General features: G+C 65.4%; 20 protein-coding genes. 9 read left to right on the forward strand and 11 right to left on the reverse strand.

The features are described 5' to 3' along the window. Positions 1–176: 176 nt before the first annotated feature. On the forward strand, positions 177–1862 hold the full coding sequence (locus AC0L2F_RS21805; protein ID WP_473249798.1) for a methyl-accepting chemotaxis protein: 1686 nt from the start codon (positions 177–179) through the stop codon (positions 1860–1862). 123 nt (positions 1863–1985) lie between these two features. Here AC0L2F_RS21805 and AC0L2F_RS21810 read toward each other — a convergent pair whose 3' ends face one another. After that, positions 1986–2963, reverse strand: coding sequence for a Bug family tripartite tricarboxylate transporter substrate binding protein (locus AC0L2F_RS21810; RefSeq protein ID WP_007614156.1), 978 nt, complete (start codon positions 2961–2963; stop codon positions 1986–1988). Positions 2964–3060: 97 nt separating this feature from the next. After that, positions 3061–3996, reverse strand: a complete 936-nt coding sequence (locus tag AC0L2F_RS21815) for a DMT family transporter (protein ID WP_007614154.1) — start codon at positions 3994–3996, stop codon at positions 3061–3063. A gap of 105 nt (positions 3997–4101) precedes the next feature. On the opposite strand from AC0L2F_RS21815, the gene AC0L2F_RS21820 reads away from it, so the two are divergent. Further along, positions 4102–4491, forward strand: a complete 390-nt coding sequence (locus AC0L2F_RS21820) for a DUF1330 domain-containing protein (RefSeq protein WP_473249848.1) — start codon at positions 4102–4104, stop codon at positions 4489–4491. Between the two features lie 53 nt (positions 4492–4544). On the opposite strand, the gene AC0L2F_RS21825 is transcribed toward AC0L2F_RS21820, so the two are convergent. Together AC0L2F_RS21825 and mgtA are read right to left on the reverse strand one after the other, a co-directional pair. Further along, entirely contained in the window at positions 4545–5477 is a 933-nt protein-coding gene (locus AC0L2F_RS21825) for a DMT family transporter (protein WP_473249799.1), read from the reverse strand. Between the two features lie 153 nt (positions 5478–5630). Continuing rightward, positions 5631–8129, reverse strand: coding sequence for a magnesium-translocating P-type ATPase (gene mgtA, locus AC0L2F_RS21830; RefSeq protein WP_473249800.1), 2499 nt, complete (start codon positions 8127–8129; stop codon positions 5631–5633). 193 nt (positions 8130–8322) lie between these two features. Here mgtA and AC0L2F_RS21835 point away from each other — a divergent pair, with 193 nt between their 5' ends. The 5 genes from AC0L2F_RS21835 to AC0L2F_RS21855 all read left to right on the forward strand — a co-directional run bounded on the left by AC0L2F_RS21835 (position 8323) and on the right by AC0L2F_RS21855 (position 14637). Next, entirely contained in the window at positions 8323–9591 is a 1269-nt protein-coding gene (locus AC0L2F_RS21835; RefSeq protein ID WP_473249801.1) for an efflux RND transporter periplasmic adaptor subunit, read from the forward strand. Further along, positions 9588–10814: an ABC transporter permease gene (locus tag AC0L2F_RS21840; RefSeq protein ID WP_473249802.1), complete on the forward strand. Its 1227-nt coding sequence runs from the start codon at positions 9588–9590 to the stop codon at positions 10812–10814. Before AC0L2F_RS21835 ends, AC0L2F_RS21840 begins: the two co-directional genes overlap by 4 nt. After that, positions 10807–11490, forward strand: coding sequence for an ABC transporter ATP-binding protein (locus tag AC0L2F_RS21845; RefSeq protein WP_473249803.1), 684 nt, complete (start codon positions 10807–10809; stop codon positions 11488–11490). Before AC0L2F_RS21840 ends, AC0L2F_RS21845 begins: the two co-directional genes overlap by 8 nt. A 197-nt stretch (positions 11491–11687) precedes the next feature. Beyond that, on the forward strand, positions 11688–12980 hold the full coding sequence (locus tag AC0L2F_RS21850; RefSeq protein ID WP_473249804.1) for an adenylosuccinate synthase: 1293 nt from the start codon (positions 11688–11690) through the stop codon (positions 12978–12980). Between the two features lie 37 nt (positions 12981–13017). After that, on the forward strand, positions 13018–14637 hold the full coding sequence (locus AC0L2F_RS21855; protein WP_473249805.1) for a hypothetical protein: 1620 nt from the start codon (positions 13018–13020) through the stop codon (positions 14635–14637). Between the two features lie 159 nt (positions 14638–14796). Here AC0L2F_RS21855 and AC0L2F_RS21860 read toward each other — a convergent pair whose 3' ends face one another. From AC0L2F_RS21860 to AC0L2F_RS21870, 3 genes are all read right to left on the reverse strand, one after another. After that, a complete protein-coding gene (locus AC0L2F_RS21860) occupies positions 14797–15159 on the reverse strand; it encodes a hypothetical protein (protein ID WP_007614126.1) in 363 nt (120 codons plus the stop codon). Positions 15160–15329: 170 nt separating this feature from the next. Next, complete coding sequence (locus AC0L2F_RS21865) at positions 15330–15557, reverse strand: hypothetical protein (RefSeq protein ID WP_007614124.1); 228 nt, start codon at positions 15555–15557, stop codon at positions 15330–15332. 36 nt (positions 15558–15593) lie between these two features. Next, a complete protein-coding gene (locus tag AC0L2F_RS21870) occupies positions 15594–15839 on the reverse strand; it encodes a hypothetical protein (RefSeq protein ID WP_007614121.1) in 246 nt (81 codons plus the stop codon). Between the two features lie 131 nt (positions 15840–15970). Between AC0L2F_RS21870 and AC0L2F_RS21875 the strand changes: the two genes are divergently transcribed. Then, complete coding sequence (locus AC0L2F_RS21875) at positions 15971–16396, forward strand: DUF5413 family protein (RefSeq protein WP_063994824.1); 426 nt, start codon at positions 15971–15973, stop codon at positions 16394–16396. A gap of 61 nt (positions 16397–16457) precedes the next feature. Continuing rightward, positions 16458–17015 (forward strand): DUF4112 domain-containing protein, encoded by a 558-nt coding sequence (locus tag AC0L2F_RS21880; protein WP_473249806.1) that lies wholly within the window; start codon positions 16458–16460, stop codon positions 17013–17015. 78 nt (positions 17016–17093) lie between these two features. On the opposite strand, the gene AC0L2F_RS21885 is transcribed toward AC0L2F_RS21880, so the two are convergent. The 4 genes from AC0L2F_RS21885 to msrA all read right to left on the reverse strand — a co-directional run bounded on the left by AC0L2F_RS21885 (position 17094) and on the right by msrA (position 19052). Continuing rightward, the gene (locus AC0L2F_RS21885; protein WP_007596188.1) at positions 17094–17387 is read right to left on the reverse strand and encodes a hypothetical protein; all 294 of its coding nucleotides are present in this window, start codon (positions 17385–17387) and stop codon (positions 17094–17096) included. A 211-nt stretch (positions 17388–17598) separates the two neighbouring features. Next, complete coding sequence (locus AC0L2F_RS21890; RefSeq protein ID WP_007596187.1) at positions 17599–17763, reverse strand: DUF3309 family protein; 165 nt, start codon at positions 17761–17763, stop codon at positions 17599–17601. A 108-nt stretch (positions 17764–17871) separates the two neighbouring features. Continuing rightward, positions 17872–18291 carry a peptide-methionine (R)-S-oxide reductase MsrB gene (msrB, locus tag AC0L2F_RS21895; RefSeq protein WP_007614118.1) on the reverse strand — a complete coding sequence of 140 codons (420 nt, stop codon included), beginning with the start codon at positions 18289–18291 and terminating at the stop codon, positions 17872–17874. 56 nt (positions 18292–18347) lie between these two features. Then, positions 18348–19052: a peptide-methionine (S)-S-oxide reductase MsrA gene (gene msrA / locus AC0L2F_RS21900; protein ID WP_063994825.1), complete on the reverse strand. Its 705-nt coding sequence runs from the start codon at positions 19050–19052 to the stop codon at positions 18348–18350. Between the last annotated feature and the right edge of the window lie 18 nt (positions 19053–19070).

Raw genomic sequence — 19070 nt, forward strand, 5'->3', positions numbered from 1 at the left:
GCGGTTGCGTACAATCGGCGGTTGCCGTGGCGGCGATTTGTGCGACGGCCCCGACGTTTCCTCCGGGCTTTTACGGGGCGCTCCGTAACAGGTTGCTAAGGGCTCGCCACTAAAAGTTGATTCAATTGAGATCGATTCCCTCGCGCATCCTTATCCCTTTGTTGCCGGAGCATCCCGTGAAATTGAGCAATCTGAAGATCGCCCCTAAGCTCGGCATTCTCGTCGGCGTCACCTTGTTCGGCCTGTGCATCTCCGGATTTCTGGCCGGCTATTTGATGAAGCAGGAGATGGTGAACGCGCGTATCGAGCAGGCCAAGGCCATCGTCGACATGGGCCGCAACTATGCGTTGGCGCTGAAGAAGCGGGTGGATGCGGGCGAGATGACGAAGGACGCCGCGATGGCTGATCTTCGCCGCTACGGCAACGCGATGACCTATGACAAAGGGGCCGGTTATCTATTCGGGACGTCCTATGACGGTATCACGCAGCTGGCGCCAGATCCAAAGCAGATCGGCACCAACCGCATGGAAGTTCTGACCAATGGCCGCAAACTGTCCTTGGAGCTGATGAACGGCGCGAAGGCCAACGGTTCGATCCTTTTGACCTATGAATACGCGAAACCGGGCCACGAAGGCTTGATCCGGAAGATGGGCTACGCGGTGGCCGTCCCCGAACTCGAGATGTATCTCGGCACCGGCGCCTATCTCGACGACATCGACGCAAAGATGGGCCCGGTCTACTGGCTGCTCGGTCTCGCCATGTTCGGTATCGTCATCGTCGCCGGAAGCGTCGCCTGGCTGCTCGGCCGCAGCATCAGCCGTCCCTTGGCGCTGCTCGGCGCCCGCATGAAGGATCTCGCCGAGGGCAAGCTCGAGGGCGACATTCCCGGCGTCGGCCGTGGCGACGAGGTCGGCGCAATGGCCTCGACCGTCCAGATCTTCAAGGACAACGCACTGCGCATTCGCGAAATCGAGAAGAGCGAAGCCGATGCCAAGGATCGTGTCGCGGCGGAACGTCGCAGCGCGATGGAGGGCATCGCCAGCGACTTCGAACGCAGCGTCAACGGCATCGTCCGCTCGGTCTCCTCGGCCGCGACGGGTATGCAAGCCACGGCGCAATCGATGACCGCGACCGCCAGCGACGCCTCTTCGCGTGCGGCGACGGTCGGCGCCGCCTCGCAGAGAGCGTCGGGCAATGTCGGCACGGTTGCCGCCGCCGCCGAAGAGCTGTCGAGCTCGGTTGCGGAGATCTCGCGCCAGGTCACCCGCTCGACCGAGGTGGCGAGCCGCGCCGTCAACGACGCCGAGCGCACCAATGCCACGGTGCAGGAGCTCTCCACCGGCGCCGAGAAGATCGGCGAGGTGGTCAAGCTGATCCACTCGATCGCGGCGCAGACCAATCTGCTCGCCCTCAACGCCACCATCGAGGCGGCGCGTGCCGGTGAATCCGGCCGCGGCTTCGCCGTCGTCGCTTCCGAAGTCAAGGCCCTCGCCAACCAGACCGCCAAGGCGACGGAGGAAATCTCCGCCCAGGTCGCGGCGATGCAGACCTCGACCAGCGATGCGGTCGCCGCCATCGGCGGCATCACCCAGACCATCGCCGAGATGAGCCAGATCACCGCGGGCATTTCCGCCTCGATCGAGCAGCAGGGCGAGGCGACCCGCGAGATCGCCCGCAACATCCAGTCGGTCGCCGCCGGCTCGAGCGAGATCAACGCCAATATCGGCAGCGTCACGTCGGCCGCGGAAGCGACCGGCACGGCGGCAGCCGACGTGCTCACCAACGCCCGCGAGCTCGACAGCCAGTCCGGCGCGCTGCGCAGCGCAGTCGACGGCTTCCTCGCCAAGATGCGCGCGGCGTAAGTTCTTGCACTGAATTCGTAGGGTGGGCAAAGACGCGAAGCGTCGTGCCCACCCTTTTTCTTTTTGAGTTCGCGGTAACTTCTCGGTGGGCACGTTTCGCTTTGCCCACCCTACGAGACCGTCCTACTGCTTCTCGATCCCCGCCTCCCGGATCAGCTTCTCCCACAACACCAGCTGTTCGTTCACGAACGTACCGAGCTGCTCCGGCGTGCCCGAAAACGCGTCCATGCCGAGGGTGGCGAGCTTGGCCTTGATCTCCGGCTGCTCGATGATCTTCCGGATCTCGCCATTGAGTCGCGTCACGATCTCCTTGGGCATGCCGGCGGGTCCGAAATAGCCCTGCCACGACGAGATGTCGAAGTCCCGCACGCCGGCCTCCTGCATCGAGGGCAGGTTCGGCACCAGCGCCGAGCGGTCCTTTGTCGTGACGGCGAGCGCGCGCAGCGCGTTGCCCTGGACATGCGGCAGGCCGGTCAGGATGTCCACGAACATCATCGAGACGCGTCCGCCCATGACGTCGTTGAGCGCCGGCGGCGAGCTCTTGTAGGGCACGTGCAGGAGGTCGAGGCCGGCATTGTGCGCGAAGGTCGCACCCGACACGATCGCCGAGGACGAGCCCGAGGCGTAGCTCAGCTTGCCCGGATTGGCCTTGCCGTAGGCGATGAGTTCGCCGACCGTCTTGGCCGGCACCTCCGGGTGGATCACCAGCATGAAGGGCAGGTCGCCGGTGCGCGCGATCGGGGTGAAGTCCTTGACCGGATCGTAGGTTAGGCTTTTGAGCAGGTAGGGATTGGCCGAATGCGTGGTGTTGGTGGTCACCAGCAGCGTGTAGCCGTCGGGCGCGGCGCGCGCGACATAGGTGGCGGCGATCATGCCGTTGGCGCCCGCCTTGTTCTCGATCACGATGCCGACGCCGAGCGCCTGCGACAAATGCTGCGAGATCAGCCGCGTCGTGGTGTCGGTGCCGCTGCCGGCCGCGAACGGCAGCACCAACGTGATGTTGCGGCTCGGATAGTTGTCGGCCTGCGCAGCGGACGCGGCGGCGAGACAAAGGACGGCCGTGCCGATGGCACGCAGGTTTCGGATCAACGCTGAAAGCATGTCGGTTCGTTCCCTCTTTTTTCGTTGGCGGGGAACCTAGCGTCTCCTCGTCGAAATCGGAAGGCGCGAGTTTGTCGCTTCGTCTCGCGCTGCGGAATTACTTCACCGCAGACCCCTGGCGCGAGGCGATCACGACGCCGGCGAGCACCAGCAGGTAGCCGATCAAGTGGAATGGCTGAATCTTTTCGCCGAGCAGCAGGATCGCCATCGCCGAGCCGAACACCGGCACCAGATGGAAGAACGGCGCGGCGCGGTTCGGGCCGATCAGCGCCACGCCCCGGTTGAAGAAGAGATAGGCCAGCGTCGAGGGAAAGATCAGGATGTAGCCCAGCGTCGCCAGCGTCACCCCGTCGAGTTGCAGGACGCGGCCGCTCCAGGCCTCCCAGATCGCGGTCGGCAGCAGCATCGTCGCGCCGCAGCAGGTGGTGAAGGAGAGAAAGGAGAGTTGGTGGATCTTCGGTCGCCGCGGGATGAAGGCGGAGTAGATCCCGAACGCCACCAGCGAGGAGGCGAACATGATGTCGCCCCTGTTGAAGCTGATGCTCGCGAGCGCGGCGAGATCGCCGCGCAGGATGATGATCAGCACGCCGAGAAGCGAGATCCCGATGCCTGCGAGCTGCGCACCGGTCAGCCGCACGCCGAACAGCACCAGCGACCACAGCGCCACGAACAGCGGCCCGGCCGACTGGATCAGCAGCGCGTTCAGCGCTTCCGTGTACTGCATCGCCCAGTACGAGATCGCGTTGTTGAAGGCAAAGCCCACCAGCGACAGGAACAGCATCAGCGGCAGGCTCTTGCGCAGATTCGGCCAGTCGCGCTTCAGATGCGGCCAGGCGAACGGCAGGAGGATCAGGAACACGCCGAACCAGCGGATCGTGGTCACCGTCAGCGGCGGCACATGCGCGCCGACGTGGCGCGCGAGCACGATGTTGCCGGCCCAGAACAGCGAGCTCAGGCTGAGCAGCAGATAAGGCTGGTTGTTGAGCCAACTGGCCGGATTGGAGGCCGGTGGCGCGGGCGAAGCGATCGTCATTGGCGTTGGATACGAGCTTGCGCCGGATTTACGTCGTGGCACAAGTCACGCGGCCGCAATGCTACAATGCAGGCATGACCAGAGGAGGCGGCATTGGCGGTTAATATGTTGAACATCGACGGCCTGGAGCGGCTCGATCGGGATGCACCGGTGGTGATGTTGAACCTGATGCGCTTCCACGTGCGCTCCGGCGACGGCGACGGTTCCGGCTGGGACGCCTATTTGCGCTACAGTGCGGTCACAGTGCCGATGATCAAGGCGCGCGGCGGCACGCTGCTCTGGACCGGCGACGCCAAGGCGGTCGCGCTCGGCCCGCAGCAGGGCAACAACTGGGATTTCGTGGCGCTGGTCCATTATCCCACAGTTGCGGCTTTCGTCGACATGATGACGTCGGAGGCCTACGAGACCGAGGCTGATCCGCATCGCGTCAATGCCTGCGCCGAGCACGTCATCATTGCGATGAACGAAGCGTACAGCAAGTTCAAGACGAAGTAGGCTTGGCTGCAGCGCGGCGCTTTTCCCCCTCTCCTGCGGCGGAGAAGGAGGACCTATGCCGCCTGCTTCCGTGACGCCACGAACACGCCGGCCAGCACCAGCGCGAAGCCGATGAAGTGGAACGCCTGCGGGTGCTCGCCCAGAAACGCCATTGCCATGATCGAGCCGAACACCGGCACGACATGGAAGAACGGCGCGGCGCGGTTGGCGCCGATCAGCCGGACACCGCGATTGAAGCAGAGATAGGCGAGCGTCGAGGGGAACACCGCGACATAGAACAGGGTCAGGAGGTTAGGCCCGTCGAGCTTCATCACGGGGCGCGCGGACAGCTCCCAGATCTCCAGCGGAATGAGACAGGCAGCACCGCAGCCGAAAGTGAAGGCGAGGAATGACAGGCCGTGCATCGGCGGCCGCTTCAAGGTCAGCACCGAATACAGCGCGAAGATAACGAGCGCGACGACGAAGATGAGGTCGCCCTTGTTGAAGTCGATGTTCGACAGCGTGGTGAAATCGCCATGCAGCAGGATGATCAGCACGCCGCACATCGACAGGAGCACGCCGAAGGCCTGCGCCACGGTGAGCCTGATCCCGAGGATGGCCAGCGACCACAGCGCCACGACGAGCGGCGCGGCGGATTGCAAGAGCAGCGTGTTGAGCGCCTGCGTATGCTCGAGCGCCCAATATTGCAGCGTGTTGAAGGCGCCGATGCCGGTGATCGAGAGCGTGACCATCAGGCCGAGCTTGCCGCGGATCGCGGGCCAGTCCTGCGCAAGGTGTTTCCAGGCGAACGGCAGCACCAGCAGAAAGGCGAAGAACCAGCGCAGGAACGACAGCGTCACCGGCGGGATGTGACCGGCGGCGAGCCGTCCGACAATCGCATTGCCGGCCCAACACAGCGCGGTGATGCTGAGCAGCAGATAAGGCTGGTTGGCGATCCAGTTGTGGCCGGACGTGGCGGCCCCGGTGGTCTCGTCGGTGGCGGACATTGTGGTTGTTGTGGCCCCGCGTCATGCGCCAAGCCTCCAGCCCGGCGGCACCCGGGCCGGTTCAGACCCGGCCCGTTCAAAGACACGGAAATCCGGCCGATATCAACGGCGCGAGGCGCATCGCGTCCATGCATGGCAGCGGCCGGAACCCGCTCAACGCTTCAGCCCGGCACGGATCGCGAACGGCTTCAACAGTTCGGCACAGGCGAGATAGACGGCAACCAGAACCGCGATGCCGCCCATCATGACCGGTGGCGGTGCAACAAAGCCGAACCAGGCACCGACCGGCGTGAAAGGCACCACCATCGCGACCAGCAGGGCGACCAGCGAGGAGGCGGACAGCACCGGATCGGGCCAGCTGCGCCACGGTCGGCCATTGGTGCGAATGATGAAGATTACGAGGATCTGCGTCGCCATGGATTCGATGAACCAGGCGGTGCGGAATTCGTCCGGCGACGCATGAAACAGCATGATGAGAGCGCCGAAGGTCAGGAAGTCGAAGACCGAGGACAACGGCCCCATGATCGCGGCGAAACGCGCCAGCCGCGTCATGCTCCAGACCTGCGGCTGCGCGGTGGCCGCGCGCGAGACCTGGTCGAAGGGGATGCCGAGCTCGGAGAGATCGTAGAGCAGGTTGTTGAGCAGGATCTGCGTCGGCAGCATCGGCAGGAACGGCAGCGCCATCGAGGCGATCGCCATCGACAGCATGTTTCCGAAATTCGAGCTCGCGCCCATCCGGACGTATTTCATGATGTTGGCGAAGGTGCGCCGGCCCTCTTCGACTCCGTCGGCGACGACTTCGAGATCCGAGGCGAGCAGGATGATGTCGGCGGCGGCCTGCGCCACGCCGGTCGCGCCTTCGACCGACAGGCCGATATCGGCGGCCTTTAGTGCCGGAGCGTCGTTGATGCCGTCGCCGAGAAAGCCGACCACCGCGCCGCCGGCCTGAAGGGCCTTCACGATGCGCGACTTCTGATCGGGCGCTAGCCGGCCGTAGGCGTCGGTCGATTGAACCTGGACTGCCAGTGCTTCGTCGCTGAGTTCGGCGATGTCGGCTCCCGACAGGACGCGGTCGGCATTCAGCCCGACCAGGCCGGCGAGCCGCTTCACCACCACCGGATCGTCGCCCGACAGGATCTTCAGCGTGATGCCGGTTGCCGCGAGCCGTGCGATCGCGGCCGCGGCCGTCGGCTTCGGCGGGTCGGCGAAGGCGCAAAAACCTTCGAAGACGAGATCGGTCTCGTCGGCGGTCTCGACCTCGCGCGTTGCGCCGGTCCAAGGGCGCGAGGCGATCGCGATGCTGCGGAGCCCTTCGCTCGCGAGCTCGTGCACGCGGGCGATCGCGCGGGTCCGGGCGCCGTCATCCATCACGCACAGCTCGAGCACCGCCTCCGGCGCGCCCTTGACGATGAGCAGCGCGCCTTCGGGGCCGGTCGCGAGCACGGATCCCAGCCGCCGTGAAAAGTCGAAGGCCTGCCTGCCGGCAAGCGTCCAGTCCTGTGCGGCATTCGGCTGGCCGGCAACCAGCGCCGCGTCGAGCGAGCCGCGATCGCCGCCGAGTTTCGCGGCGATGGCGCCGAGCCGCGCGGCGCGGGCATCGTCCTTGCCGGCGGCATCGAGACTCTTGGCCAGCGTGATCTCGGCCGAGGTCAGCGTGCCCGTCTTGTCCGTGCACAAGACGGTCATGGCGCCGAGATCGTGGATCGCGGCGAGGCGCTTGACGATCACCTTGCGGCCGGCCATGCGCAGCGCGCCGCGCGACAGCGTCACCGTGGTGATCATCGGCAGCAGTTCCGGCGTCAGCCCGACCGCGAGCGCGACGGCAAACAGCAGCGAGTCCATCACGGGGCGGCCGAACACCACGCGGACGGTGAGCACGACCAGCACCAACGCGAGCGTGGCCCGCGCGATCACGAGGCCGAATTCGCGCAAGTCGCGTTCGAACGGTGAAGGCGTCTGGGCCTCGGCAAGTGCGGAGGCCGCCGCTCCGAACACGGTGTCGCGTCCGGTCCTGACGACGAGCGCGATCGCCTCGCCGGTTTGCGCGACGGCGCCGCGAAACAGTGCATTCGACGTGTCGTCCGGGTCGGTGGTGGCGCCGGCGCGCTTCTGTACCGGATAGGGTTCGCCGGTGAGCGCCGCTTCGCCCGCGGTGAAGGCTGTGCACTCCAGGATGAGCGCGTCCGCGGGAATGATGTCGCCTGAACGGACGCGCAGGATGTCGCCCGGCACGAGCCGATCGACGTCGATCTCGCGGAACTCGTTGTCGCGTCTGACTTCGGCCTTGAGCGCCACCGATCGGCGGAGCACTTCCGCGGCCTGCAACGCATGGCCTTCCTGGACGGTGTCGAGCCCGATCGAGAGCACGAGTATCAGGACAATGATGAGCCCGCCGATATCATCGCCGGTGAGCATCGAGACGATGCCGGCAACCAGCAGGATCAGAGACAGCGGCTCTAGCAGCCGGCGCGTGATCGCACGCGCCGCCCCCTCGACGCGCGGCCGCGCGTCGCTGTTCGGCCCAAAGCGATCGAGGCGCTCGGAGGCGTCCGCGGCGGTCAGGCCGGTGAGGCCGCAGCCCAGGCGCTTGCATAGCTGATCGGGTGAAAGATGCCAGAAGCGGTTGTCGGCGTGCGCTGGACTGTCCGACAAGCAAGGCTCCCGTTTCGAAGTGTCTCGTCAGGCAGATGCCTCGAAATTCGGCGCAACCTGTTGACCTACCGCAATCTGGAATGCCGAGGGCACGCTAGCTTCATCGGCATCAAGCCCGGCTTTCGCCGGGCAACGATCGAAATCGAGATGAGGACGAATCCGCCGGCCGGTCCGGCGCGATTCGGATAGCGTTATGGTCGAGCAAGCGATGATCCTGCCGCCGCCTGACAGGCGGGTCTCCGTCACGGCGCTATGGTCGGGATTTCTCAGTCACAAATGGTTCATCCTGGTTGTCGTCGTTTTGCTCGGCCTCGGGGTCTGGCAAAGCGCGCGGACGATCCTCGGGCCCGCCATGGTGGTCGACCAGGTCAAGCGCGGCCGCCTGGTCGAGACGGTGGTGGCAAGCGGCCACGTCGAGACGCCGTTCCGGGTCGAGATCGGCAGTCAGCTCACTGGCACGGTGCAGGATGTGCTGGTGCAGCAAGGCGAAAAGGTCACCAAGGGCCAGCCCCTGATCTCGCTGGAATCGCGCGAACTGAAAGCGAGCGTGGTGCAGACGCAGGGCGCGGTGGCCCAGGCCGAAGCGCGCATCAGACAGATCGAGGAATTGACGCGGCCCTCGGCTGACGAGGCGTTGACCCAGGCCAAGGCGACGCTGCTCAACGCCCAGCAGACCTACGACCGCACCGCGCAGCTTGAACACAACGGCTATGCCACGCGCGCCGCGCTCGACGATGCGCAGAAGACGCTCGACGTCGCCCGCGCCCAGATGCGCTCGGCGCAATTTCAGGTCTACACGGCAAGCCCGGGCGGCAGCGACTACGTGATGGCCCAGACCCTGCTCAATCAGGCGCGCGCCAATCTCGACACCGCCGAATCCCGCCTCGATTACGCGACGATCACCGCGCCCCGTGACGGCGTCCTGATCACGCGCAGTGTCGAACGCGGCACCGTGGTGCAGCCGGGCAAGACGCTGCTGGTGCTCGCGCCGGCCGGCGACGCGCAACTCGTGCTGCAGATCGACGAACGCAATCTCGGCAAGATAGCGCTCGAGCAGAAGGCGCTCGCCTCGGCAGACGCCTATCCGGACCGGCGCTTCGCTGCCGAGATCACCTACATCAATCCCGGCATCGACATTTCCCGCGCATCGGTCGAGGTGAAGTTGACGGTCGCCGATCCCCCGGACTATCTGCGCCAGGACATGACGGTCTCGGTGGATATCGAGGTCGCCGCAAAGGACGATGCGCTGGTCTTGCCGGTGCGCTCGGTGCACGACGCCCTGTCGGGCGCTCCCTGGGTGCTCGGCATCAGGAACGGCCGCGCCAGCCAGCGGCCGGTCCGGATCGGCCTGCACGGCAACAGCCATATCGAGATCACCGACGGACTCGCTGCCGGCGATGTCGCGATCCCGCAAAGTTCCGGCGTCCTGACCGGTCAGCGCGTGCGTCCTGTATTGCCATGAACCGCTGGCTGCCCTTCGAATGGACCATGGCCGTGCGTTTCCTGCGCGAAGGCCGGCTCCAGACCGCCTTCATCATCGGCGGCATTTCGATCGGCGTTGGCGTCATCGTCTTCATGTCGGCGATGCTGGCGGGGTTGCAGGCCAATTTCATCAAGCGCGTGCTGACCTCGCAGCCGCAGATCCAGCTTCTCGCGCCCGACCAGGTCGCGCGCCCTCTGCGCAATGGCGCAAGCGAGTTCGAAGACGCGGTGGTGCAGCGCCCGAGCCAGCGGGTGATCTCGATCGATCAATGGCCGAAGATCAGGAACCAGATGCAGGCGATGCCCGAGGTCGTCGCTGTATCGCCGACCATCCTTGGCTCCGTGCTTGTGGTGCGCGGCGACGCCAGCCGTTCCGTGACGCTGTCCGGCGTCGAACCGGATTCCTATTTCAAGATCGTCAAGGTGCCGGACTATATCGTCGCCGGCGAGCCGCGCCTGACCAGCGAGGACATCATCATCGGTATCGAACTCGCGAAGGATCTGGGCGCCACCGTCGGCGACAAGCTCAACATTCGCGCCGCATCCGGTGCCACGCGCGTGCTCACGGTCTCCGGCCTCGTCGACCTCGGCAACAAGAGCGCCAACCAGCGCATCTGCTATGCCGCGCTGCGCACCGCGCAGTCGCTGCTCGGCATGATCGGCGGCATCACCACCATCGATATGACCGTCGGCGACATCTATGCGGCCGAGGAGATCGCCCAGCGCATCCAGGCCTCCAACGTGGTCGAGGCCGACAGCTGGATCAAGACCAATGCGCAGTTCTTCACCGCGGTACAGGCCCAGCAGAACACCAACACCCTGATTCGCCTGTTCGTCGGCCTTTCCGTGGCCTTCGGCATCGCGGCCGTGCTGGTCGTCTCGGTGATCCAGCGTTCCAAGGATATTGGCATCTTGCGCGCAATGGGCACCTCGCGCGGCCAGATCCTGCGCGTGTTCCTGGTGCAGGGCGGACTGCTCGGCTTCGTCGGCTCGCTGTTCGGCGCGGCCATGGGCGCCTTTGCGCTGGTCTATTGGCATTCGGTGGCGCGCCAGGCCGACGGCACGGAATTGTTTCCGTTGGTCCTGGAGCGAAGCCTGTTCATCTATACGGCGCTGCTCGCCACCATCACCGGCCTGCTCGCCGCGATGGCGCCGGCGGTGCGGGCGGCCAAACTCGATCCGGTGGTGGCGATCCGTGGCTAGCGAAATCCTCCGCCTCGAGAAGGTGTGCAAGGCCTACAATGTCGGCCTGCCGACTGAAACCGAGGTGCTGCACGGTATTGACCTTGAGCTCGACCACGGCGAGTTTCTGGCGCTGATCGGCCCGTCCGGCTCGGGCAAGAGCACGCTGCTCAACATCGTCGGCCTGCTCGACCGGCCGACCTCGGGCCGCCTTCTGATCAAGGGACAGGACACGGCTGCGCTCGGCGACGCCGAGATCACCCGATTGCGCGGCCACACCATCGGTTTCGTCTTCCAGTATCATCTCCTGATCTCGGCCTTCACGGCGCGGGAAAACGTCATGATGCCGATACTGGTCGATCGCGGCTTTCCATCTGCGGAGATCGAGGAGCGGGCGAACCGGCTGCTGGCGCAGGTCGGGCTGGAGAAATTCGCCGGCAACCTCGCCAACAACATGTCGGGCGGCCAGCAGCAGCGGGTCTCGGTAGCGCGCGCGCTCGCCATGAATCCGGATCTCGTGCTGGCGGACGAGCCGACCGGCAACCTCGACACCAAATCGGCCGATGCCGTGTTCGAGCTGATGAGGCAGGTCAACCGCGACAGCGGCACGAGCTTCCTGCTGGTGACCCATAATATGGATCTGGCGCGGCGCTGCGACCGCATCATCGAAGTAGTCGACGGCCGCATCCGGGCCTAACGTCGTAGAGCCCGTCCGGGAAGCGGATTTTTAGGGGATATCAAGGGCTTGGATAGAGCATTGGGCCCCGAAAAAGCCCCGTTCTTGCTTGCTTACAGAGGCTGCATCCTTTATCCGGTTGGCTGCCTCGCGTTCGAGCGGCCCCGGCCGTGATTGGGCTGGGCGCATCTAACAGATTGCATAGGGATTACCCGCGAATGGCCAATGTTGTCGTCGTCGGCGCCCAGTGGGGCGACGAAGGAAAGGGCAAGATCGTCGACTGGTTGTCGGAGCAGGCGGACATCGTCGTCCGTTTCCAGGGCGGCCATAACGCCGGCCACACGCTGGTGATCAACGGCAAGACCTACAAGCTGGCGCTGCTGCCCTCGGGCGTGCTGCGCGAGCAGAAGTTGTCGGTGATCGGCAACGGCGTCGTGTTCGATCCCGCCGCCTTCCTCGACGAGGTCACCAAGCTGCGGTCGCAGGGCGTCGCGGTCGGCCCGGACAATCTGCGGGTCGCCGAGAACGTCACCCTGATCCTGCCGCTGCACCGCGAACTCGACGCGCATCGCGAATCCGCCAATGCGGCGACCGCGATCGGCACCACCCGCCGCGGCATCGGCCCGGCGTACGAGGACAAGGTCGGCCGCCGCGCCATCCGCCTGATGGACCTCGCCGATCTCGACACGCTGCCGCACAAGATCGACCGGCTGCTGGCGCATCACAACGCATTGCGCCGCGGCCTCGGCCTGCCGGAGTTCGACGGCAAGGAGATCGTGCAGGAATTGACCGCGCTCGCGCCGCAGCTCCTGCCCTATGCCGAGACGGTGTGGCGGCTGCTCGACATCAAGCGGCGCGAGGGCAAGCGCATGCTGTTCGAGGGCGCGCAAGGCGCGCTGCTCGACGTCGATCACGGCACGTACCCGTATGTGACGTCGTCCAACACGGTGGCGGCGCAGGCCGCGACCGGGTCGGGCCTCGGCCCCGCCGCGGTCGGCTATGTGCTCGGCCTCTGCAAGGCTTACACGACCCGCGTCGGCCAGGGCCCGTTCCCGACCGAGCAGGACAACGAGACCGGCCGCAAGATCGGCGAGCGCGGCCGCGAGTTCGGCACCAATACCGGACGGCCCCGCCGCTGCGGCTGGTTCGATGCGGTTCTGGTTCGCCAGGCGGTCCGGACCTGCGGGATCAACGGTCTGGCGCTGACCAAGCTCGACATTCTCGACGGCTTCGACACGATCGAGGTCTGCACCGGCTACAAGCTGGACGGCAAGGAGATCGATCATTTCCCAGCGGGCGAGGGCGCCCAGGCCCGGGTCGAGCCGATTTACGAGACCATCGAGGGCTGGAAGGAGCCGACCGCCAATGCGCGGTCCTGGGCCCAGCTGCCGGCCCAGGCGATCAAATATGTCCGCCGGATCGAGGAATTGGTGGGGTGCCCGGTCGCACTGCTTTCCACCAGCCCCGAACGCGAGGATACTATCCTCGTACAAAATCCGTTTGAGGCTTAACGATCTCTTACCGGGACGCGCGTATAATTGAGTAGAAATGGCTGATTACTATCCGCTGATCGCCCGCGCTATTGCCGCCCTGGACCCCAACGCTCCCGGCGAGAGCCGTCGCGCGCTCTACGAGCGGGCGCGCACGGCGCTGATCGCGCAGCTCCGCAGCGTACAGCCGCCGCTCTCCGAATCCGAGATCACCCGCGAGCGCCTCTCGCTGGAAGAGGCCGTCCGCAAGGTGGAATCGGAGGCTGCCCAGCGTGCCCGCGAGGCCTCGCGCCCCGGTGGCGGCACCCGCAGCAGCGGCAGCGGCGATGCCTTCCGCCGCGCCAGCACCCGCGCCACCGAGGGCAACGCGCCAGCGCCCCAAACCGCCGCCCCGCCGCGCACCCGTCCGGCTCCGCCGCCGCCGCGCGCCGACCGGCCCTCCTTCAATGTCGATGACCAGGGCGAGGCCCCGCGTGCGCCGCGGGCTCCGCGTTTCGACGCGCCGCGGCAGCCGGGTCCGTCGGCACCGCCGTCGATGCCGGAGCCTCCGCCGGCCGGACGTGATCGCGCCGGTGGCCGCCGTCCGCCGGACATGGGACCGCCGCTGCCGCCGGCACCGGGCGTGCGCGGCTTCCGCGACATCACGGCCGACGCCAATGATCTCGGCGGTGCCGCCGCGCAAGCCAACCGCGCGGCGCGCCGCACCTACGCCAACGTGCCCTCGCCCTCGCCGGAATTCGACCGGCTCGAGCCGAGCCTGGAGAATCGCGCCGCCGGGGCGGACGCGCCGTATTCCTACGACGAATCGATTGAGGAGGCCGAGCGCTACGCGCCGCAGTCGCAGCCGCCGTCGCAACGTCCGCACATCCCCGTTCTCGATCGCGACACGAAGAAGAAGCGCGCCCGCACCGGCTCCGCCTTTCCGTTCAAGAGCGCGATCGCCGTCGGCATCGTGCTGATCCTGGTCGGTGCCGGTATCCTCTGGGGCAAGCAGCTGGTCCAGACCGCGACCAACCTGCTGAAGTCTTCGCCGACGCAGGTGGTGGAGGCGCCCAGGGATTCGTCTCAGCCGCAGAGCAAGCCCAAGATTCCGGATCGCGTCGGCCAGCCCTCGGCCAGCGACCAGCCGGTCGCGCCGGTGGCGCAGAAGGTCGTGCTCTATGACGAGGATCCATCCGATCCGAAGGGCAAGCAATATGTCGGCTCGGTGGTGTGGCGGCTCGAGCCGATCAAGGCGTCGGGCAACCAGAAGGCCGACGTCGCCGTGCGCGCCGACATCGAGATCCCCGACCGCAAGTTCAAGATGACGATGTCGTTCCGCCGCAACACCGACTCCTCGCTGCCGGCGAGCCACACCGCGGAGCTGACCTTCGTCCTGCCGGCGGACTTTTCGGGCGGCGGCGTCGCCAACGTGCCGGGCATCCTGATGAAGTCGAACGAGCAGGCACGCGGCACGCCGCTCGCGGGCCTCGCGGTCAAGGTCACCGACGGCTTCTTCCTGGTCGGCCTCTCCAACGTCGACGCCGACCGCAGCCGCAACGTCCAGCTCCTGAAGGAGCGCTCCTGGTTCGACGTGCCCCTGGTCTACGCCAACCAGCGCCGCGCCATCATCGCCATCGAGAAGGGCGCTCCCGGCGAGCGCGCCTTCAACGACGCCTTCGCGCAGTGGGGCGACTAGATCTCTACTCCGTGAGACCTCGGCCTGCATGGTTCGAGACGCCCGCCTTGGTGGGCTCCTCACCATGAGGGTTTGATATCTCGCCGCGAAACGAGACCTCATCCTGAGGGCCCGCCCCTTGGGCGGGCGTCTCGAAGGATGGCCGCAGGTACGCTCTCTCTACTGCGCCGTGGCTTCCCGCTTGCGCGATGTCGCGGCTGCGTGCTCGCGGTCCATCACGGCGCGACAGCCGGGGCTGACCTGAGCCTTTTTCTGCACCATGCAGGCCCTGATTCTGGGGATGTCGGGGATCTCACTCGAGCACAGCCGCATGGCATCGCCGGAGCACATCTGTTGCGCTTCGGAGGAGAAGGCGAGGCCGGGCGATGTCTGGAATGCGATGGCTGCGGTTGTGACGGCGAAGAGAGTTGCGATCGTCTGATTGCGTGTCATGCAGAATGCGTCCCCGAGTTCCGTGGGCTTGAGCCACTTGATTTTGGGGCGCCGCACGCGGCTTGATCTGCCGCATGTCACAGCCTTCACGCCGGGACCTCAATCCCGCATGTGGTCGCTCGATCTCTCGTGATGTTCGAATCGAAAAGTGCTGCGCCGCCCGAATCAAGTATGCGCCATTGTCGCGCGGCCGCAATGGCAAGCGAAAAGGAATTCGCAATTGTTGCGCGCACGTCACGCACAATGCGACTCGCGTGCGATCAGATCAATCGATCGGAGGATACGCTCGCTTGCTCCGCATCGCTTGCGCCAAGCGCTGCGTGCTCCTCGACAGCCGTAACGCCCTTTGCCGTGAGCTCGAACAGATCGCCGTCCTTCATCACGTAACCGTCGGCGATCAGCTCGCCTATCTTGCCGTGCCGGTCGTCGGCAAAGGCGATGGATTGGCTGATGTCCCTGAGAATCGAGAGCTGTTCGTCGCGTAACATGGCTTCACTCTCCGTTCGCCGGGATGGTTCCGGTCCTCACATGCCGTGGCTCTGAAAGACCTTGCTGCAGGACCGCGACAGTTTGGCCCGGTTGGCTTGCAAGCAGCCTTGTACGGCCATGTCGTTGCCGAGGTCCTTGCGGCAGAATCGCGAGGCGTCCCGCGAACAGGCCTTCTGCTCCTGCGGCGAACCCATATGGCCTTGTGCGAAAGCGGGCGCGTTCGACAGGCCGCTCACGGCCGCCAGCGCGATCGTCGCCAGGAAGAACAGTTTGCGGGACATCGGGGGCTCCAAATCTGACAGGTGAGTTTCAAGTCCGTCGCTATGCCGCTTGTTCCCAGCGCAGAGCCCGTACCCCGCTATTCAAGGTTCCCGCAGCACTGCTATAACGGGGCGAAGGATGAGGGTGCCTGATGAAACGCTATCTCGTGTTTGCGCTGGTTGGCCCGTTCGTGGGCGGGTTCCTGCTGCTGCTGACGACCACCTATCAGTCCGGCTATTGGACCCAGACCAATCTCGCTGAGGTCGGCAAGCTGTTCGCGGTGTTCTTCAAGTCCCTGCAATACAGCTATCTGTTCGGCTTCCTGCCCTCGCTGATGATCGGTGCGGTCGACGACATCCTGGTCCACATCCGCCGGATCGGCCCGGTGCTGCGGATGCTGCTGGTCGGCGTGTTCGCCTTCATCCTGGCCTCGCTGACCTACAGCTCGCGCGGGCCGGACTCGGGCGCGGTGCAATTCATCCTGTACGGCCTCGTCGGGTTTGTGCCGGCGGTGCTTTCATCCTGGCTCGTGCATAAATATGTCCCGGAGCCGCAGCCGGCGGCAGCACAGACTTGAGGGCGCGACCTTCGATCACGCCGCAGCAACCTCCGCCGCGCTGGCGCGTTCCCTACAGGCCATGACCATGCCCGATGACAATATCCTTGCTCCGCGTCGCTCCCGTTCGGGAAGCCGCCCGGGTGCGGCCTCTTCGGGCACCGAGGGGCGTGGACCGATCATCGATCAGGACGGTCACGAGATCCGGCCCGAAACGCTGGAGCAGGGCTTTCGCGAGTTTCGCTTCGAGTTCGGCAAAGATAGTCCATTTGCTGGCAACCCGTTCGGCAATCTGACGCGCGAGCAGCGGATCGCGCGGATCGAGGCGATCGCAAAGCTGCTCGACGTCGCCTTCGTGCTTCCCGGAACCAATATCCGCTATGGCATCGACGGCTTGATCGGGTTGATCCCCGTCGTCGGCGACATCATCACCACCGCGATCTCGCTCTGGCTGGTGCGAGAGGCGAGGGCGCTCGGGGCGCCCTGGTACATCACCGCGCGCATGCTCGGCAATGTCGCCCTCGACGGCGTCGTCGGCATCGTCCCGTTCGCGGGCGACGCCTTCGACGTCATGTTCCGTGCCAACATGCGCAACGTGCGCCTGCTCCGCCGCTGGCTCGACAAGCAGCCGCGCATCTGACACGCCCCAAAACGCAAAAAGCGCGACGGCCTTTCGGCCATCGCGCTTTCAGCGCACATCGGAGTGCTTTACGAAAACTTATGCCGCGTCGGCGGCGTCGGTGCTGGCTTCCACCGGCTTGCGGTGGCGGGGCAGCGGGAAGGCTTCGCTCTCATAGAGCGAGCGGATGCCGTTCTGGTCGAAGCGCGCTTCCTCGACCTGGAGATAGGCGCCGTTCAGCGAATCCGTCGGCAACTGCTCCATCGCGAACTGCACGGCTTCGGCCGCGGTGCCGAACCGGCGATAGGTGAATCCTGCACGCTTCTTCTTGCGGATCGCAGCGGGGAAGAGTTCGGCGGAAGTGTTGAAGTTGAACGGACGCAGTGGACGCATGGTCAAAGACCTCGTGATCTCTCTGGGGCTTTAAGCGCGTGGGGTTGGGACCGGCAGAGGCCACCATTGAGTGGGCGCCGCACATGTCATTTTCGTCCTCTAATATAGCCCGTTTTGACAAAATTGCGACCCCCGCGATGCGAGATGATGAATCCGCGCATGGCAGCTCCGCAACTGTGAAAGTTACAACGATATCAATGGCTTGAATGGCTTATAGCTTGCCAAGGAGCAGCAGCACGAGCAGCACCACCAGGACGAGGCCGCCGATCCCCATGCCGGAATGACCCATTCCGTAACCGTATCCACCGATGCGGCCCGACAGGCCGCCGACGAGATAAATGATCACCAGGATGATCAGGATGGTCCCAAGCGTCATGGCATCCTCCCTGGCGGCCGCCGCAACGCCATGGCCGGCCGCACCACCAAGTGAGAAAAGCACATCGCGGCGCCGGGTTCCATGACGGAACCCGGCGCCGCGTGAGGTTTATTTGGGCTCGAGCTTCAGCGCTGCGGAATTGATGCAGTAACGCAAGCCCGTCGGCCCCGGGCCGTCTGGAAAGACATGGCCGAGATGGCCGCTGCACTTGGCGCACAGCACCTCGGTGCGGACCATGCCGTGGCTGACGTCCCGCTCCTCGTCGATATGGCCCTCGACGGCGGGCTGGGTGAAGCTCGGCCAGCCGCAGCCGGAATCGAACTTCGCGTCGGACTCGAACAGCTCGTTGCCGCAGCCGGCACAGGTATAGATGCCGGCGCGGTGGTCGTGTTCATATTCGCCGGAGAAGGGACGCTCGGTCGCCTTCTCGCGCAGCACCGCGTATTGCATCGGCGACAACTCGCTGCGCCATTGCTCTTCGCTCTTGATGACCTTGTCGTCCGTGGTTTTCGTCTTGGTGTCGGGCATGGGTCTCCCGTTTTCGATGATCTTGTTTTCGGTGATCTTGTTCAGTGATCTTGCGATCAGTTGGTGGCCTTGCTGGCGCTCACCAGCGTCGGCTTCTCGATATAGTTATCCGCGAACAGCTTTTTCAGGTTCTCGACCTTCGGAAGGTCGTTGTAGGCGATATAGGGCTGGTTCGGGTGCAGCGTCAGATAATCCTGGTGATAGGCCTCCGCCGGATAGAAAGCCTCCAGCGCGCCGACCTTGGTCACGATCGGCTTGCTGAAGACCTTGGCGCCGTTGAGCTGGGCGATATAGGCCTCGGCCACCTTCTTCTGCTCGTCGGAAGTGGTGAAGATCGCCGAGCGATATTGCGTCCCGCTGTCGGGGCCCTGCCGGTTGAGCTGGGTCGGGTCGTGCGCCACCGAGAAGTAGATCTGGAGGATCTTGCCGTAGGAGATCTTCTTGGGGTCGTATTTGATCTCGACGGATTCCGCGTGGCCGGTCCGGCCGCTCGAGACGGTCTGGTAGTCGGCCGACGCCTTGGTGCCGCCGGCGTAACCGGAGACCGCGTTGACGACTCCCGCGGTGTGCTGGAACACGCCCTGCACGCCCCAGAAGCAGCCGCCGGCGATCACGGCGGTCTGGATCCCGCTTGCGGGCGCCGCGTCAACGGCGGGAGCGGGGATCACGACCGCATCCTCTGCGGCCCGGGTCGGCGCGGCAAAAGCCAGCGTCAGGGCGGTGGTGGCGGCGAGCAGGGACAGGATGGCGGGTCGGCGCATGGCAATCCTCTTTCGGAA

Source organism: Bradyrhizobium sp. Ken64 (genome assembly GCF_055807555.1).

Coding starts and splice junctions, on each gene's coding strand:
- msrB (WP_007614118.1), bottom strand. CDS start 18,291: ATGCCCGACACCAAGACGAAAACCACGGACGACAAGGTCATCAAGAGC.
- AC0L2F_RS21850 (WP_473249804.1), top strand. CDS start 11,688: ATGGCCAATGTTGTCGTCGTCGGCGCCCAGTGGGGCGACGAAGGAAAG.
- AC0L2F_RS21890 (WP_007596187.1), bottom strand. CDS start 17,763: ATGACGCTTGGGACCATCCTGATCATCCTGGTGATCATTTATCTCGTC.
- AC0L2F_RS21880 (WP_473249806.1), top strand. CDS start 16,458: ATGACCATGCCCGATGACAATATCCTTGCTCCGCGTCGCTCCCGTTCG.
- AC0L2F_RS21855 (WP_473249805.1), top strand. CDS start 13,018: ATGGCTGATTACTATCCGCTGATCGCCCGCGCTATTGCCGCCCTGGAC.
- msrA (WP_063994825.1), bottom strand. CDS start 19,052: ATGCGCCGACCCGCCATCCTGTCCCTGCTCGCCGCCACCACCGCCCTG.
- AC0L2F_RS21865 (WP_007614124.1), bottom strand. CDS start 15,557: ATGTTACGCGACGAACAGCTCTCGATTCTCAGGGACATCAGCCAATCC.
- AC0L2F_RS21870 (WP_007614121.1), bottom strand. CDS start 15,839: ATGTCCCGCAAACTGTTCTTCCTGGCGACGATCGCGCTGGCGGCCGTG.
- AC0L2F_RS21840 (WP_473249802.1), top strand. CDS start 9,588: ATGAACCGCTGGCTGCCCTTCGAATGGACCATGGCCGTGCGTTTCCTG.
- AC0L2F_RS21820 (WP_473249848.1), top strand. CDS start 4,102: ATGTTGAACATCGACGGCCTGGAGCGGCTCGATCGGGATGCACCGGTG.
- AC0L2F_RS21835 (WP_473249801.1), top strand. CDS start 8,323: ATGGTCGAGCAAGCGATGATCCTGCCGCCGCCTGACAGGCGGGTCTCC.
- AC0L2F_RS21810 (WP_007614156.1), bottom strand. CDS start 2,963: ATGCTTTCAGCGTTGATCCGAAACCTGCGTGCCATCGGCACGGCCGTC.
- AC0L2F_RS21885 (WP_007596188.1), bottom strand. CDS start 17,387: ATGCGTCCACTGCGTCCGTTCAACTTCAACACTTCCGCCGAACTCTTC.
- AC0L2F_RS21815 (WP_007614154.1), bottom strand. CDS start 3,996: ATGACGATCGCTTCGCCCGCGCCACCGGCCTCCAATCCGGCCAGTTGG.
- AC0L2F_RS21875 (WP_063994824.1), top strand. CDS start 15,971: ATGAAACGCTATCTCGTGTTTGCGCTGGTTGGCCCGTTCGTGGGCGGG.
- AC0L2F_RS21825 (WP_473249799.1), bottom strand. CDS start 5,477: ATGTCCGCCACCGACGAGACCACCGGGGCCGCCACGTCCGGCCACAAC.